This is a genomic window from Aromatoleum toluvorans, from assembly GCF_012910905.1.
In the GTDB taxonomy this organism is placed as follows: domain Bacteria; phylum Pseudomonadota; class Gammaproteobacteria; order Burkholderiales; family Rhodocyclaceae; genus Aromatoleum; species Aromatoleum toluvorans.
Genome location: NZ_WTVN01000039.1, coordinates 21,552 through 36,013, shown reverse-complemented (window position 1 = coordinate 36,013; position 14,462 = coordinate 21,552). Strand labels below are relative to the sequence as shown.

The 14,462-nt window shown below is 67.4% G+C and carries 12 protein-coding genes and 1 pseudogene; 5 read left to right on the top strand and 8 right to left on the bottom strand.

Annotated elements, in window-relative coordinates; all coding sequences use genetic code 11:
- Nucleotides 1-2,751 (bottom strand): class I SAM-dependent DNA methyltransferase (locus GPA22_RS19270; protein WP_343036101.1); only part of this gene is annotated, 2,751 nt, incomplete at its 3' end.
- Between the two features lie 181 nt (nucleotides 2,752-2,932).
- On the opposite strand from GPA22_RS19270, the gene GPA22_RS19265 reads away from it, so the two are divergent.
- The 4 genes from GPA22_RS19265 to GPA22_RS19250 all read left to right on the top strand — a co-directional run bounded on the left by GPA22_RS19265 (nucleotide 2,933) and on the right by GPA22_RS19250 (nucleotide 5,133).
- Nucleotides 2,933-3,313, top strand: a complete 381-nt coding sequence (locus GPA22_RS19265) for a PA2779 family protein (protein ID WP_246264531.1) — start codon at nucleotides 2,933-2,935, stop codon at nucleotides 3,311-3,313.
- Nucleotide 3,314: 1 nt separating this feature from the next.
- Nucleotides 3,315-4,235, top strand: coding sequence for a PA2778 family cysteine peptidase (locus GPA22_RS19260; protein ID WP_169257681.1), 921 nt, complete (start codon nucleotides 3,315-3,317; stop codon nucleotides 4,233-4,235).
- A gap of 246 nt (nucleotides 4,236-4,481) precedes the next feature.
- Complete coding sequence (locus GPA22_RS19255; protein ID WP_169257680.1) at nucleotides 4,482-4,730, top strand: DUF4160 domain-containing protein; 249 nt, start codon at nucleotides 4,482-4,484, stop codon at nucleotides 4,728-4,730.
- Nucleotides 4,717-5,133, top strand: a complete 417-nt coding sequence (locus tag GPA22_RS19250) for a DUF2442 domain-containing protein (RefSeq protein ID WP_169257679.1) — start codon at nucleotides 4,717-4,719, stop codon at nucleotides 5,131-5,133. The genes GPA22_RS19255 and GPA22_RS19250 overlap by 14 nt, the downstream gene beginning before the upstream one ends.
- A gap of 15 nt (nucleotides 5,134-5,148) precedes the next feature.
- On the opposite strand, the gene GPA22_RS19245 is transcribed toward GPA22_RS19250, so the two are convergent.
- The 7 genes and pseudogenes from GPA22_RS19245 to GPA22_RS19215 all read right to left on the bottom strand — a co-directional run bounded on the left by GPA22_RS19245 (nucleotide 5,149) and on the right by GPA22_RS19215 (nucleotide 11,478).
- Nucleotides 5,149-6,213, bottom strand: coding sequence for an arginine N-succinyltransferase (locus GPA22_RS19245; RefSeq protein WP_343036100.1), 1,065 nt, complete (start codon nucleotides 6,211-6,213; stop codon nucleotides 5,149-5,151).
- Nucleotides 6,200-7,213 (bottom strand): arginine N-succinyltransferase, encoded by a 1,014-nt coding sequence (locus tag GPA22_RS19240; RefSeq protein ID WP_169257678.1) that lies wholly within the window; start codon nucleotides 7,211-7,213, stop codon nucleotides 6,200-6,202. The genes GPA22_RS19245 and GPA22_RS19240 overlap by 14 nt, the downstream gene beginning before the upstream one ends.
- Nucleotides 7,207-8,223 (bottom strand): GlxA family transcriptional regulator, encoded by a 1,017-nt coding sequence (locus tag GPA22_RS19235; protein WP_169257677.1) that lies wholly within the window; start codon nucleotides 8,221-8,223, stop codon nucleotides 7,207-7,209. The genes GPA22_RS19240 and GPA22_RS19235 overlap by 7 nt, the downstream gene beginning before the upstream one ends.
- Nucleotides 8,224-8,267: 44 nt before the next feature.
- Nucleotides 8,268-9,044: an ATP-binding cassette domain-containing protein gene (locus GPA22_RS19230; protein ID WP_169257683.1), complete on the bottom strand. Its 777-nt coding sequence runs from the start codon at nucleotides 9,042-9,044 to the stop codon at nucleotides 8,268-8,270.
- A gap of 119 nt (nucleotides 9,045-9,163) precedes the next feature.
- Nucleotides 9,164-9,898: an ABC transporter permease gene (locus GPA22_RS19225; protein ID WP_169257676.1), complete on the bottom strand. Its 735-nt coding sequence runs from the start codon at nucleotides 9,896-9,898 to the stop codon at nucleotides 9,164-9,166.
- Nucleotides 9,899-9,914: 16 nt separating this feature from the next.
- Nucleotides 9,915-10,607, bottom strand: a complete 693-nt coding sequence (locus tag GPA22_RS19220) for an ABC transporter permease (protein WP_169257675.1) — start codon at nucleotides 10,605-10,607, stop codon at nucleotides 9,915-9,917.
- A gap of 79 nt (nucleotides 10,608-10,686) precedes the next feature.
- Nucleotides 10,687-11,478, bottom strand: a pseudogene (locus GPA22_RS19215) (ABC transporter substrate-binding protein).
- A gap of 461 nt (nucleotides 11,479-11,939) precedes the next feature.
- Between GPA22_RS19215 and GPA22_RS19210 the strand changes: the two are divergent.
- Nucleotides 11,940-14,462 carry a sensor domain-containing protein gene (locus tag GPA22_RS19210; protein ID WP_169257674.1) on the top strand — a complete coding sequence of 841 codons (2,523 nt, stop codon included), beginning with the start codon at nucleotides 11,940-11,942 and terminating at the stop codon, nucleotides 14,460-14,462.

Genomic DNA, 14,462 nt, shown 5'->3' with positions numbered 1-14,462 from the left:
GGGGAAGGGGAAGGTTTCGAAGCAGCGGGTCTTGTTGTAGCGGGGATCGTTGCCGACGCCAAGGCGACCTCCGGCGGCGAGAGCCCACGCGACGTGTACGCGACTGGACAGAACGCCGAGCGGAAAACCGTCGTCCGAGGCGATTCCGATCAGCATGTTGTCCGGCAAGATGTCAGCGCCCAGAAACTGGAAGGAGCGGTGCTTCGTCGTTTCGATCGTCCCAATGTAGCGCGGCAAGCCACCCAACATCCTGCGTAGCTCCTGTCGGGGCTTGCCGAATAACCACCAGAATTTCGCGTACCCCGCGCCATCCTTGGTGTGCCCCTTGGCTTCGCGTTCCGGGCGTACTCGTTCCAGTACCCACTGGTAGACCGACGGATATTTGGAGCGCGCGTCTTCGGCAGATAGTCCGAAAAGGTCGATCACATACACACCCCGCGGGCGGTCGGCGAGGTCGCGGCCGTTCCGATACGCGCGGATATGATTCTCAAGCCCCTCGCAGCGACTGAGACCGAGTTGTTCCGCTTCGTCGGGCGTGATGATGAAGCCCGCGCCGTGGAGTTTGACGCCGGGAGAACTGACGCCGAGATTCGCGCGCAGCGCTTGCACGCCGGCAATGTCAGCCCCCGCCTTGAGGTCCGCGAACAGCTTTCCGGTTCGCGCCTGAAGTGTCACATCCACGGCATCACGATCTGTCTCGCGCTCATCCGTCACCTGTAAGAGCGTACCTTCCTGCTCACCGCCCGCGCCGACCGTCATCGCAATCCGCACCGCCGCGCCGTCCGCCGCATCGACCCACGGGTGATCCGGAATCGCGAAGGCCAGCGACAGCGGATTCTTCGCCCCCAACTGCGCCTCGATCACGCGGCGGTTGAAGGTCTGCTTGATGCTGTTGGTCGTGATGAAACCGAAGCGCCGCGCCTCCCCCGCCCGCACGCGCTCGCCCGCGATGTGCCACCAGTACATGACGAAATCCGCCGACTCCGGCACTTCCGGCCAGGTGCCGCGCACCGCATCGACGTAGCCGTCGCCGAGCGCACGGCGCATCGTCGCGGCGCCGATGAACGGCGGATTCCCCACGACGTAATCCGCCTGCGGCCACTCGGCCTTCTTCGGATTCACGTAGCGCATCTGCACGACCTGCGCCGTCTCGTCCGGGATCGGCTCGCCGGTAACCGGGCTCGCCTTGTACGTGACGCCGTCCCAGCGCGTGACCGGGCGGCCGTCCGCGCCGGTGACGAACTCCTCGCGCTCGTAGGCGATCAGCGCGTCGCGGTGCTCGATGTTGCGGAAGTCGCGCAGCACCGGCTCGGGCGGGTTCACCGTGCCGTGGGTGCGGAAGTGCCATTGCAGGTAGCCGATCCACAGCACCATCTCGGCGATCTTCGCGGCGCGCGGGTTGATCTCCAGGCCGAGGAACTGGTGCGGGTCGACGGTGACGCCTTCGAGTTCCAGCAAACCCTGCGATTCGCCGAGGTCGTGCAGCAGGTTGAGCACTTCGCCTTCGAGGCGCTTCATGTGCTCCAGCGTCACGTACAGGAAATTGCCGCTGCCGCAGGCGGGGTCGAGCACGCGCACTTCGCACAGGTGGCGGTGGAAGGCGCGGATCTCGGCGACGGCGTCTTTGTGCTTGCCCTGCTGCTCGAAGGCGAGCGCGGCGGTCTGCACTTCCTTCCATTCGCTGCGCAGCGGCTCGATGACGGTGGGCAGCACGAGGCGTTCGACGTAGGCGCGCGGGGTGTAGTGCGCGCCGAGCTTGTGGCGTTCGCGCGAGTCGAGGGCACGTTCCAGCAGCGTGCCGAAGATGGCCGGTTCGACGTAGCGCCAGTCGGCTTCCGAGGCTTTCAGCAACAGATCGAGCTGGTCGCGGTCGAGCGGGATGGCGGTGGCCTCGGCGAACAGGCCGCCGTTGAAGCGCAGCACGTTGCCGCGCAGGATGGGCGAGAAGCCGCCGACGTTCATGTTCTGCCACAGGTGTTCGAGCATCGGCGCGAAGGTGAGCGGCGAATCCTTGAGGCTATGCAGCAGCTCGGTGAAGCTGCGCGCGGGCAGCAGGCCGACGTCTTCGGCGAACATGGTGAACAGCGCGCGCATCAGGAAACCGGCGACCTTCTGCGGCGCGTGGCCGGCGGCTTCGAGCGACTTGGCGAGGGTGGCGAGGCGGTCGGCGATCTCGCGCGTGACGCGCGCCGAGCGCCGCGCCGGGTCGAGGCCCTGCGGGTCGAGCCACACCGCGCGCAGGCGTTCGCGGATGTCCTCGCGGCGCAGGTCTTCGAGGCGGATGCGGTGGCTGCGCGGGTCGGGGTAAGGCGTGTAGGTGGCGCCGGAACGGCTGAATTCCGCGTACAGCTCGATGTTGCGGCCGACGTCGGCGACGAGGATGAAGGGCGGGCGGCCCTCGTCGGCGGGCAGCGCGCGGGCGTACTGGTCGGCCTGGTTGTGGGCGCGCAGCATCGCCTTGTCCCAGCCGGAGGAGTCGAGCGCCTTGCCGGTCTGCTTGGCTTCGAGCACGAAGCAGCCGCGGCGGTAGAGGTCGATGAAGCCGTTGTTGCTGCCGCCGTCGGGCTGGCGCATGACGACGCGGCGCTCGAACACGTAGGCGTTGTCGCGCGTGTCGTCGCCCGCGGGTTTGGGCTGCGGCAGGTCGAGCAGCGCGCACAGTTCGGTGAGGAAGAGCTGGTAGTTCGCGCGCTCGCTGCCGCCGGCCTTCTGCCAGCGCTGGATGAAGAGGTCGACGGCGGGAGGGGTCACGGAGGGGCTTCCGGGCTGCATGAAACGGGCGAGTTTAACCCGTGGGGGAATGCCGCGGGGATGCACGGAACGTCACGAAGCGACGGAGACGGGCCCGCATCAAGGCCGGACGCACTTGCTTACGAACATTTCGCAACCGATCGGTGAAAATCTTTTCCGCCGTTGAATGTCGAACGGACACTTGTCCCACAAGAAGGAAAAGATCATGAAAAAGTCAGCCCTTCGTCTCGTCTCCACCTCCCTGCTTGCTCTGGCTGTCGGCTTCCAGGCGCCCATCGTGCGCGCCGAAATGGTGACGACACCCGACGCGGCCACCCACAACACCGAAGATGCCGATCGCGCCAAGGTGCTTCAGTTCATGGAGCAGGCGAACGTGAAGGAACGGCTCCAGGCCATGGGCGTGGACGGCCTTGCCGCCACCGAGCGCGTCGCGGCGCTGGACCAGCAGGAAATCCATGCCCTCGCGCAGCGCATCGATTCCATGCCGGCCGGCGGCGCGATCTCCACGATGGAATGGATCCTGATCGTCATGATCGCGATCCTCGTGGTGGTCGCCCTCTGAGGTGAAACGCTGCCTGGGCGCCCTCGCGGCGCTCGCCCTGGCTGCCTGCACGAGCCTTCCGCCCGGTCAATGGGGTGCTCCGGCGACCGGCCCGCTTCCCGAGCGGGCCGAGCGGGCGGATGCACCGTTTTACCCGCAGGAAGACTATCAGTGCGGCCCAGCGGCCCTGGCGACCGCATTGGGGAGCGCGGGCTTGCGGCGCAGCCCCGAGGAACTGCGCGACGAGGTGTATCTGCCCGCGAGGCAGGGCAGCCTGCAGCCGGAAATGCTGGCCTCCGCGCGCCGCTCGGGGACCGTCGCCTATCGCCTCGCGCCTGAACCGCAGGCGCTGCTGAAGGAACTGGCGGCCGGGCATCCGGTGGTGGTGCTGCAAAACCTGCGCTTCGACTGGGCGCCCGTGTGGCACTACGCGGTGGCGGTGGGCTACGACCTGCCGGCGCAGCAGGTGGTGTTGCGCTCGGGGCGCGAGCAACGCCTCGTGATGAGCCTCGACGCCTTCGACCGCAGCTGGGCGAAATCCGACCGCTGGGCCTTCGTCGCGCTGCCGCCCGACCGGCTCCCGGCGAGTGCCGACGAAGCCGACTATGTCGCCGCGGTCGTGGCGCTGGAACGGGTTGCTCCCGCGGCGGCCGAGACCGCGTACCGCACGGCCCTGACGGCTTGGCCGCGCAATCTGCTCGCGCGCATCGGCCTCGGCAACACGGCCTATCGGCGCGGCGACCGCGACGCCGCGGAAGCCGCTTTCCGCCAGGCGGCGGCCGATCACCCCGAGGCCGGCGACGCCTGGAACAACCTCGCCCAGGTCCTGCACGAGCGCGGTCAGGACGCGGCCGCACGCGACGCCGCCGAACGCGCGATCGCCACCGGCGGGCCCCGCCTGCCGACCTACCGGCGCACGCTCGATCTCGTCTCGGGACGGTGAAATCCCGGCCCGGTGAACCTTTGGGGTGAGCGGCCGCTCACCCGGGAAGCGAGGGAAAGCGGCGTTGTACTGCATCCGGCCAAAGCAAGACCGGCATCTCCGAAAGCTGCTTTTCTTGCACGATTTCCTGCAGGCCACTCCAAAATATTCATTTAGAATATTTTCGACAATCGGCCGCAACCGGGCAATGATCTGACCTACGCGAGCCGTCGCAGAACAATAACCCAAGCGTTTCGGTTTGCTAGAATGCCAACAATACTGGTACTTTTCGGCTTGCGTGTGGTCGTCTATCCGAACGATCACCGGCCGGCGCACGTCCACGTTCAGGGTAACGGTTGCGAGGCGGTGTTCAAGCTGTGCTGCCCGGACGGACCGCCCGCATTACGCGAAAATTACGGGTTCACGCAAAAGGATCTGGCGCGTGTCGCCGAGGGCCTCGCGCGGAATCTGGCGGCACTGTGCGCTGCATGGAGGCAACTGCATGACGATTACTGACACCGCCTTCGAAGATGCAAATCTGCGGGGCACGGCAACACTGGCCGCCTTTCCGGCGGCGGTCGCCGTGCGCTACGACCGGCGCATCGCCCGCGTCGTGATCACGCTCGCCTCCGGCGTACAAATCGCTTTCGCCCCACGCGACGCACAGGGACTGGAGCACGCCCACCCGGCCGACCTGGCGGATGCCTGCATCAGCCCGTCCGGCCTCGGGGTGCATTTCCCGAAGCTCGATGCCGATATCTACATCCCCGCCCTGCTGGAAGGTTTGCTGGGGACGAAGCAGTGGATGGCCGCAAGGATGGGTCAGCGCGGCGGTAAAGCCACTACGCCTGCCAAGGCCGCCGCGGCACGCGAGAACGGCAAGCGCGGCGGTCGCCCGCGCAAGAAGGCTGTCGCGTAGAGGCGCCTGCATCGGTCAGGCATTGGTCGCCGCCAGCACGCGGACGCATCCGCCCGCCGTCGTCCCCAGCCGACGCAGGGCGTCCGGCCCGAGGGACAGATGATCCGCGGCGAGGCTTCCGCGCGCGGCCGTCATGCGGAAGCCTTCGCCCTCCCCCGCCGCGAGCCACCACGACGGCGCACCCGCGCCCGGATCACCCGTCTCCACGACGACTTCCCGGCTGTTGGCGACGCCGTTCAAGGTGCGCGTGTGCGCTTCGAGCACCATGCCGGCGTCGAAGATGTCGACGTGGTTCTCGAAGTGGAAGCCGTCCTGTTCGAGCAGCGGCACGAGGCCGGCGACGACCGGGTGGATGCCACCGACCGTCGCCTGCGCGGCCTCGGGCAGCAGGCCGAGGTACACGGGGTGCTTGGGCATCAGTTCCGCGATGAAGGCCTTGCGCCCTTCGGCGACGAGCCGCTCGGCCTCGCGCTGGCCGACCTTGAAGAACTGCCGCCCGACCGCCTCCCAGAATGGCGAGGCATCATCCCGGCCGCGCACGCCGTGCATCTCGATGATGGTGCGCGGCGCGAACTCCGCCAGGCGCCCGGCGATGAAGAGCTGCGCCGCCTTCGTCAGCAGTGCCGCGCCACCCAAGTCGCGCGCGCCGGGTCGCACGTACAGGCTGTGCAGTTCGCTGCAGCCGGTGAGGTCGTTGCACAGGTACAGGACGTCGTGACAGCGCCACGATTTCAGGCGCGAGCTGGAATGGACGATCTTGCCCAGCCGGTAGTCGTAGAAGGGCTGATCGAGGCCGATGCGGCACACGAGCTGCACGCAGCCGGCAACCTCGCCGCTGGCCGCATCCTCGAGCAGCAGCACGTAGCCGCGTTCGGTGTCGCCCGCTTCGCCCGCGAGGCTGCGCACGGTGCGGGCGATCGTCGCGCGGCTCGCCTCGATCGATTCGGCATGGCGTTCGAGCGCGCCGTCGGACTCGATCACGAGCGCATGGAAGGCGTCGACGTCGCGCCCGGTCGCCACGCGGACGACGAAGCGCTCACCAGGCACGGGCGAAAGGGGCAAGGGTTCAGGCAAGGACACAGCGCACCTCGTCGTCGTCGATCAGTTCGAGCCGGTTCGCAGCTTCCGCGGTGGTCGCCACCCGGCCGTCGGGGCGCCTGACCGCCGGCGCGAGCACGGCGCGGAAGCGATTGGTCTCGCGGTTGATCAGCAGGCCGTCGGGCTCGCCGCGCCCGATGGCCGCGTCGACCGCGAGCGGAAGCATCTGGGCGATGCGGATGGAATGCGCGAGCGGGCGCTTCACGAGGAAGGTCGGCCCGCCGTCGAAGACGTCGACATAGCGCTCCGCCTCGAACCCCTCGTCGATCAGCAGTCCGTAGGTCGGCATATATTCGGCGCGCGTCTGGCCGAGGGCGTTCTGCGCGGAATCCGGGAGCAGCGGCACATAGATCGGATGGTGCGGCATCAGCTCGGCCATGAAGCTGCGGTCCCTGCCCAGCGCCAGCCGCTCGGCCTCGCGGTAGGCGACGCCGAAGAACTTGCTGCCGACGGCATACCAGAACGGCGATTCGCCGGCGTCGTCGACCATGCCCGGCAACGGCGCGATCAGGTCCTCGGCGAAGCGTTCGGGGTGCTCGGCGATGAAGCCGAGCGCGGCCTGCAGCAGCGCGCGTTCGACCACGCCGCGGCGTTCGTCGCGCAGCACCAGCGGCGGGCGCAGCAGCGTGAAGCCGGACAGGTCGTGGCTCAGCGTCAGCGCGTACATGCGGTGGTTCACGCCCAGCTCGGGCGAGGCGTGGATGATGGTCTCGTTGCGGAAGGAGTAGTCCGCGCCCGGATGGCCGGCGGCGGCCACGACGAGCATCGCGCCGGCGAGCGTGCCCTTGTCGGTCGCGACCAGCAGGTATTGCTCGTCGCCCGGGAAGTCGATGTCGGCCGCGAGCGCCTCCTCGCTCTGCGCGACGAGGCGTTCCAGCAGCTTCGGGTCGTTCGGCAGCGAGACGTCGGGCGCGGCGACGCGCGCGGCGGTGGCGGCCAGGGCGTCGAGGTCGGAATGCTGGGCGGGACGGATCGTCAGCATGGGGGCTCCGTGGCTGGGGTGCTGCCGGTAAGCGTGGCGCGCGAACGGTCCTCGCGCGGCGTGATGCCGAAGTGGGCACGGTAGGCGGTGGCGAAGTGCGAGCCGGACGAGAAGCCGCAGGACAGCCCGATCTGCACGATGGACTGCTGCGTGCGCACGATGAGCTGGCGCGCGCGTTCGAGGCGCAGTTCCTGGTAGTAGCGCGAAGGCAGGATGTCGAGGTTCTGCTTGAAGAGGCGCTCGAGCTGGCGGCGCGAGACGCCGACGCATTCGGCGATCTCGTCGGCGCCGAGCGGCTCCTCCAGGTTGGCTTCCATCACCAGCAGCGCCTCGGCGAGCTTGGGCGGATGCTGTGCGATGCGGCTGGTGGCGGGCACCGCCTGCTTTTCGTGGCCCGGCCGGATGCGGTCCAGGCCGAACTGGCGCGCGACATTGTCCGCGAGCTGCGGCGAGACCTGCTGCGCGATGACGCCCAGCATCATGTCGAGCGTCGCCTGGCTGCTCGACGCGGTGAGGCGGTCGGCATCCATCTCGTACAGGCTCGCGCACAGCACGAGGCCGGGATGGCGCTCGCGGTAGAGCGTCATGTCCTCCCAATGCACGGCGACGCGGCGGTTTTCCAGCAGGCCCGCCGCCGCCAGCCAGCCCGTGCCGCCGCGGTTGCCGCAGCAGGCCGCGCCGGCGCGCGCGAGGCGGTTGAGCTGCATCAGGATGTCGGATTCATTGGCGCCCGCCTGGTGCAGGTCGCAGGCGACGACCAGCGCGTCGCAGCGCACCAGTGCCGCCAGTGCACCGCCGACCGACAGCCGCCCGCCGCCCGGCAGCGCGACCGGCGCGCCATCGGCGGAGACGAGATGCACGTCGTAGTGGCGCCGCCCGGCGAGCCGGTTGGCTTCGACGAAGGGGTCGACGATCGCGCCCAGCGTGCCGAGCGACACCGGCGGCAATAGCAGCACGGCGATGTCGAGCGGGTTCGCCCCGCTGTCGGCGACAGACCTGTCCCAGCGCATGCGCGGCCCCGTGCCCGACGACTCGCCTGCCGCCGCGGCCGCGCCTACTTCAGGTTGCCGGACAGGAACTGCCGCAGGCGCTCGCTCTGCGGCCGGACCAGCACTTCGCGCGGATTGCCCTCTTCCTCCACACGGCCCTGATGGACGAAGATCACGTGGTTGGAGACTTCGCGCGCGAAACCCATTTCGTGCGTGACGACCAGCATCGTGCGCCCCTCTTCCGCCAGCGAGCGCATCACCTTCAGCACTTCGCCGACGAGCTCCGGGTCGAGCGCCGAGGTCGGCTCGTCGAACAGCAGTACCGACGGTTCCATCGCCAGCGCGCGGGCGATCGCGACGCGCTGCTGCTGGCCGCCGGACATGTGCGCCGGATAGCTGTCGCGGAATTTCCACACGCCGACGCGCTCGAGGTAGCGCTCGGCGCGCTCCAGCGCCTCGGCCTTGGGGATGCCCAGCACGTGGATCGGCGCCTCGACGACGTTCTCCAGCACCGTCATGTGGCTCCACAGGTTGAAGTGCTGGAACACCATCGACAGGCGCGTGCGGATCTGCTGCAGCTGCTTCGCGTCGGCCACTACGAGGTCGCCCCTGCGGTCACGCTTCAGGCCCACTTCCTTGCCGCCGACGACGATGCGGCCCGAGGTGGGATTCTCAAGGAAGTTGATGCAGCGCAGCCAGGTGCTCTTGCCCGAACCGGACGAGCCGATGATGCTGATGACGTCGCCGGAACTCGCGGACAGCGAGACGCCCTTGAGCACCTCGTGGTTGCCGTAGGACTTGTGAAGATCCTCGACACGGACCTGCTCGACGATGGCGGTCATCTGGTTCATTGCGGTTCCTTGCTTGACGGCGGGCAGCGCGTCGTCGGGTGCGGTGTGCCCGGTGCGGGAAGTGTGCGGGGCATCGACGCAGAGCCGATCGAAAGTCGCAGTGGTGTTCATTATGCCTCCTTGCGCCTGCTTGCCTTGCGCGGCGCGAGATGGGCGAGCCAGCGGCGTTCGGCGTACTTGAACAAACCCACCAGCATGAAGGTGAGCACGAGGTAGATGAGGCCCGCGAAGATGAAGGCCTCGAAGGGTGCGAAGTGACGCGAGTACACGTTGCGCGCGGCGCCGGTGAGGTCCACGAGCGTCACCGCGCTGGCGATCGCCGAGCCCTGCAGCATCAGGATGACCTCGTTGCTGTAGGAAGGCAGCATGCGGCGCAGCGCCGACGGCAGCACGATGCGCTGGAGCGCCTTGTAGCGGCTCATGCCCATCGCCTTGGCGGCCTCGATCTCGCCGTGCGCGGTGTTGCGCATCGCCCCGGCGATGATCTCGATGGTGTAGGCACAGGTGTTGAGGCCGAAGGCGAGCAGCGCGCAGAAGAAGGGTTCGCGGAACAGCGACCAGAGCGGATGCCCCTCCGCCCACGCGTTCTGCATCCACTGCCACTGCCCCGCGCCGTAGTAGATCAGCAGCAGCTGCACGAGCATGGGCGTGCCGCGGAAGAAGTAGGTGTAGGCCGCGACCGGGCCGCTGACCCAGTGATTCTTCGACACGCGCGCAACGGCGAGCGGAACGGCGGCGATGAAGCCGCACAGCAGCGCGATCCCGGTGAGTTGCAGCGTCATCAGCAGGCCGCGCCAGAACTCCGGCAGGCTGGTGGTGATGACATTGAAATCGAGCAGTTCCATGACGATTCGGGCTCCCTCAGACGTGGGCTTCGCGGACGCCGACGTTGTAGCGCGCCGTCAGCCGGTTGAGGACGTAGCCGGACACCGCCGTCATCGCGAGGTAGAGCGCGCAGACGGCGAGATAGAAGGTGAAGGGCTGGTGCGTGGAGCGCCCCGCCTGGTCGGCGAGGGAGGTCATGTCCGAGAGGCCGATCAGCGACACGATCGCGGTGCTCTTCAGCAGCACGAGCCAGTTGTTGCCGATGCCGGGCAGCGCGTAGCGCAACATTTGCGGAAACATGATTCGCCAGAACACCTGCCAGCCGGTCATGCCGTAGGCCCTGCCCGCTTCGAGCTGGCCGGTTGAAACGGCGAGGAAGGCGCCGCGGAAAGTCTCGGTGAAATAGGCGCCGAAGATGAAGCCGATCGTCAGCACGCCGGCGACGAAGGGGTTGATCTCGATGAATTCCCACTCGAAGTAGTCGACCACCTCGTTGAGCAGCAGCTGCCCGCCGTAGAACACCAGCAGCATCATCACGAGGTCGGGCACGCCGCGCACGATCGTCGTGTAGAACATGGTCCACAGGCGCAGCGGCAGGAAGTCCGACAGCTTGAAGGCTGCGCCCAGCAGCCCGGTCGCGACCGCCAGCGCGAGCGACAGCAGCGCGACCTTGAGGGTCACCCAGGCGCCGCCCAGCAGGCTGGGGGAGTATTCGATCAGGGCATCCATGACTCACTGACTCCGGGAAAACGGGAAAAGAAAAAGCGCCGCTTGCGGATGCAGTCCGGCGCTTCTTTCCAGGTGGCGATCAGTTGCCGTAAATGTCCATCGGGAAGTACTTCTTGCGGATTTCCTCGTACTTGCCGCTGGCGCGGATGGCCGTGAGGGCCTTGTTGAACTGGGCGGTGAGGTCCTTGTCCTTCTTGCGCACGGCGATGCCGATGCCTTCGCCGATGACGCCCTTTTCCTCGGCGTTCTTGCCGAACAGGCGGTCGCCTGCGACCTCGTAGCCCTTGCCTTCAGGCTTGGTGAGGAAACCGCCCCAGGCTTCGAGGTAGTCGGCGAAGACCGCGTCCAGGCGGCCGGACTTCAGGTCGAGGTAGGCTTAATCCTGCTTGGCGTAGCGGACCAGCTCCGGCCCCTTGGCGTCCCAGTACTTCGTGGCGAAGTTGTCGGAGACGGTGCCGCGCTGCACGCCGACCTTCTTGCCCTTCAGCGAGGCGGGGTCGGGACGCAGCGGCGAGCCGCCCTTGGCGATCAGCGCCAGCGGCGAGGCGTAGTACTTCTCGGTGAAATCGACCTTGGCCTTGCGCTCGTCGGTGATCGACATCGACGCGATGATCGCGTCGAACTTGCGCGCGACCAGCGCCGGGATCATGCCGTCCCATTCCTGCTTGACCCACGTGCATTTCGCCTTCATCTCGGCGCACAGCGCATTGCCGATGTCGACGTCGAAGCCCTGCAGCGAGCCGTCAGCGGCGGTGATGTTGAACGGGGGGTAGGCGCCCTCGGACGCCAGGCGGATCTCGGTCCAGTCTTTGGCGAAGGCGCTGCCCGCAGTCAGGGCCAGCATCGCGCACAGCAGTGCAGTCTTTTTCATCCGGTATTCCTTGTGAGAGTTTCGCAGCAATTTCGCATCCACGGTGCGGGACGCGGGAAAGACCACTACAGGAAAGTTACAACCTTACGAAGCGCAGCGAATGGTGGCAAAAAATGCTCTCGGCCTCAATCCGGGTTCTCCGCCGTTATTGCGGCGCAGTATGTCCGCGCGGGCAAATATGAAGTCCGCGCAAACCCCCATTGCTACAAGGCTCTCCCGTTGTCAATCGCGTCCGTCCGCAGGCGACGCCGACGCTCCGAGGGGGGCAAAGCTGATAGCAAATGTCGCAAAACTGTCATCCGGGGTCGCCGGCGCGGCGCGAATGCCGCGGAATGTCTGGGTTTCGCAGCCCGCCGGGCCACGGGGATGCGCCCTGCATCAAAGCCTGCAAGCTGTCAGTAAGCCGTTTCGTGTATAAATGAATAAATAACTTCTATAAACAAGATTTCCCGCCTCATCCGATGATCGAAACCCTGGAGACACGTGTCGGCGAACTCGTGAGCGGTTCGCCGGTGGCAAGCTTTGTCATCGACAGCCAGCACCGCGTCCGCTACTGGAATCGCGCCTGCGAACTGATGGTCGGCCTGTCGGCCGACGAGATCATCGGCACCTCGGACCAGTGGCGCCCCTTCTACCCCGAGCGGCGGCCCGTAATGGCCGATCTGGTCGCCTCGGGGTGCATCGAGACGCTCATCCCGACGTACTACGCCGGCAAGTACCGGCCGTCGAAGAGCATTCCCGGCTGCTACGAAGCCGAGGACTTCTTCCCGCATCTGGGCCGCGGCGGGATGTGGCTGCACTTCACCGCGGCGCCGATCCGCAACGAGCACGGCGCCGTGATCGGCGCGATCGAGACGCTGCAGGACATCACCGAACGCAAGGACGCCGAACGCCGCCTGCAGGAGCTGCTCGACGAGCAGCGCGTGATCTTCGACAACGCGCACGTCGGCATCGCCTATATCCAGGACCGCGTGATCCTGCGCTGTAACCCACGCATGGCGGAAATCTTCGGCCATGACAGCGCCCAGGACCTCGTCGGGCGCAAGACGGCGATGCTCTATCCGTCGGCGCAGGACTGGCGGGAGAACGGCATCCGCCTCTATCACCGGCTCGAAACCCAGGGCTTCAGCGAGGACGAGGTGCTGCTGCGGCGCCGCGACGGCAGTCCCGTGTGGTGCTACCGCGTCGGCCGCCCGCTCGACCCGCAGCAGCCGCACGGCGGCTCGATCTGGGTGTATTCGGACATCGACGCGCAGAAGCGCCAGCAGCGCCAGCTCGAACTGGCGGGCACGGTGTTCGAGAACAGCGGTGAAGCGCTGATGATGTGCGATGCGGACAACCGCATCGTGAGCGTCAATTCCGCCTTCACGCGCATCACCGGTTACGCGGCGTCCGAAGTGATCGGCCAGTCGCCCGCGATGCTCAAGTCGGGGCGTCACGACGGCGCGTTCTACCAGCGGATGTGGGAAACGCTGCTCGCGGAGAACCGCTGGGAGGGCGAGATCTGGGATCGGCGCAAGAACGGCGAGATCTATCCGAAGCACCTGTCGATCTCGGTCGTGCGCGACGAGGCCGGACAGGTCGCGCACTTCGTCGGCGCCTTCTCGGACGTCACGCGGCGCAAGCAGGCCGAGGAGCGGGCGCAGTTCCTTGCACGCCACGACGCGCTGACCGGGCTGCCGAACCGGGCGCTGCTGCGCGAGCGCTTCGCGCAGGCCGCCGAGCACGCGCGCCACACGGGGCGCCACCTGGCCCTGCTGTTCCTCGATCTCGACCACTTCAAGCGCGTGAACGATTCGCTCGGGCACCCGGTGGGCGATGCGCTGCTGGTGGCCGTTGCCGACCGCCTGCGCCATGCGCTGTACGGCACCGACACGCTCAGCCGGCTCGGCGGCGACGAGTTCGTGATCCTGCTCGAACACGTCGCCTGCCCCGAGGACGCCGTCACCGTCGCGCGCAAGATCGACGCCTGCCTGGATGCGCCGGTCGAGATCGCCAGCCAGGTCCTGAGCATCGGCGCTTCGATCGGCATCGCGATCTACCCCGGCGACGGCCAGGATTTCGATACGCTGCTGCAGAAGGCCGATACCGCGATGTATCACTCCAAGGAGTGCGGGCGCGGCACCTTCAGCTACTTCGACGACCGGATGAACGCGAAGGCGGCCGAGCGCCTGGTGCTGCACAACCGCCTGCGACAGGCGCTCGGACGTGACGAACTCAGCCTGGCGTACCAGCCGCAGGTGAACCTGCGCTCCGGCCGCATCTTCGGCGCCGAGGCGCTGCTGCGCTGGACGCCGCGCGACGGCGAGCCCGTGAGCCCGGCCCGGTTCATCCCCGTCGCGGAGGAAAGCGGCCTGATCCTGCCGATCGGCGAGTGGGTGATCCAGGAAGCCTTCCGCGAGGCGCGCCGCTGGCGCGATGCGGGGCTGCAGCTGCAGCTGGGCATCAACGTGTCGGGGCTGCAGATCTACCGCTCCGACCTCGTGGCGACGCTCGCCGCCGTGCAGCGGGATACCGGCGTGCCACCGGGCATGATCGAGATCGAGCTGACCGAATCGACCCTGATGCAAGACGTGCATGCAGCGCGCGAGGTGCTCGACGCCCTGAAGCGCGCCGGCTACGGGCTCGCGATCGACGATTTCGGCACCGGCTATTCGAGCCTCGCGTACCTGAAGCGCTTCCCGCTGAACAAGCTCAAGATCGACCGTTCCTTCGTGACCGACGTATGCACCAATGCGGAGGATCGGGCGATTGCGTGCGCGATCATCCAGATCGCCCGCTCGCTGAACCGGCGAGTGATTGCCGAAGGCGTGGAGACCGCCGAGCAGGCGGCGCTGCTGCGTCGCCACGGCTGCCATGAAGGCCAGGGTTACCTGTTTGGCCGCCCGATGGCGGCACAGGAACTGCGCGAACGGCTTGGGACACCTGCTACAAACGCTCAGCCCGGCCATGAGGCCGGGCTGAGCGTTTGCGCGGCGAGCTGA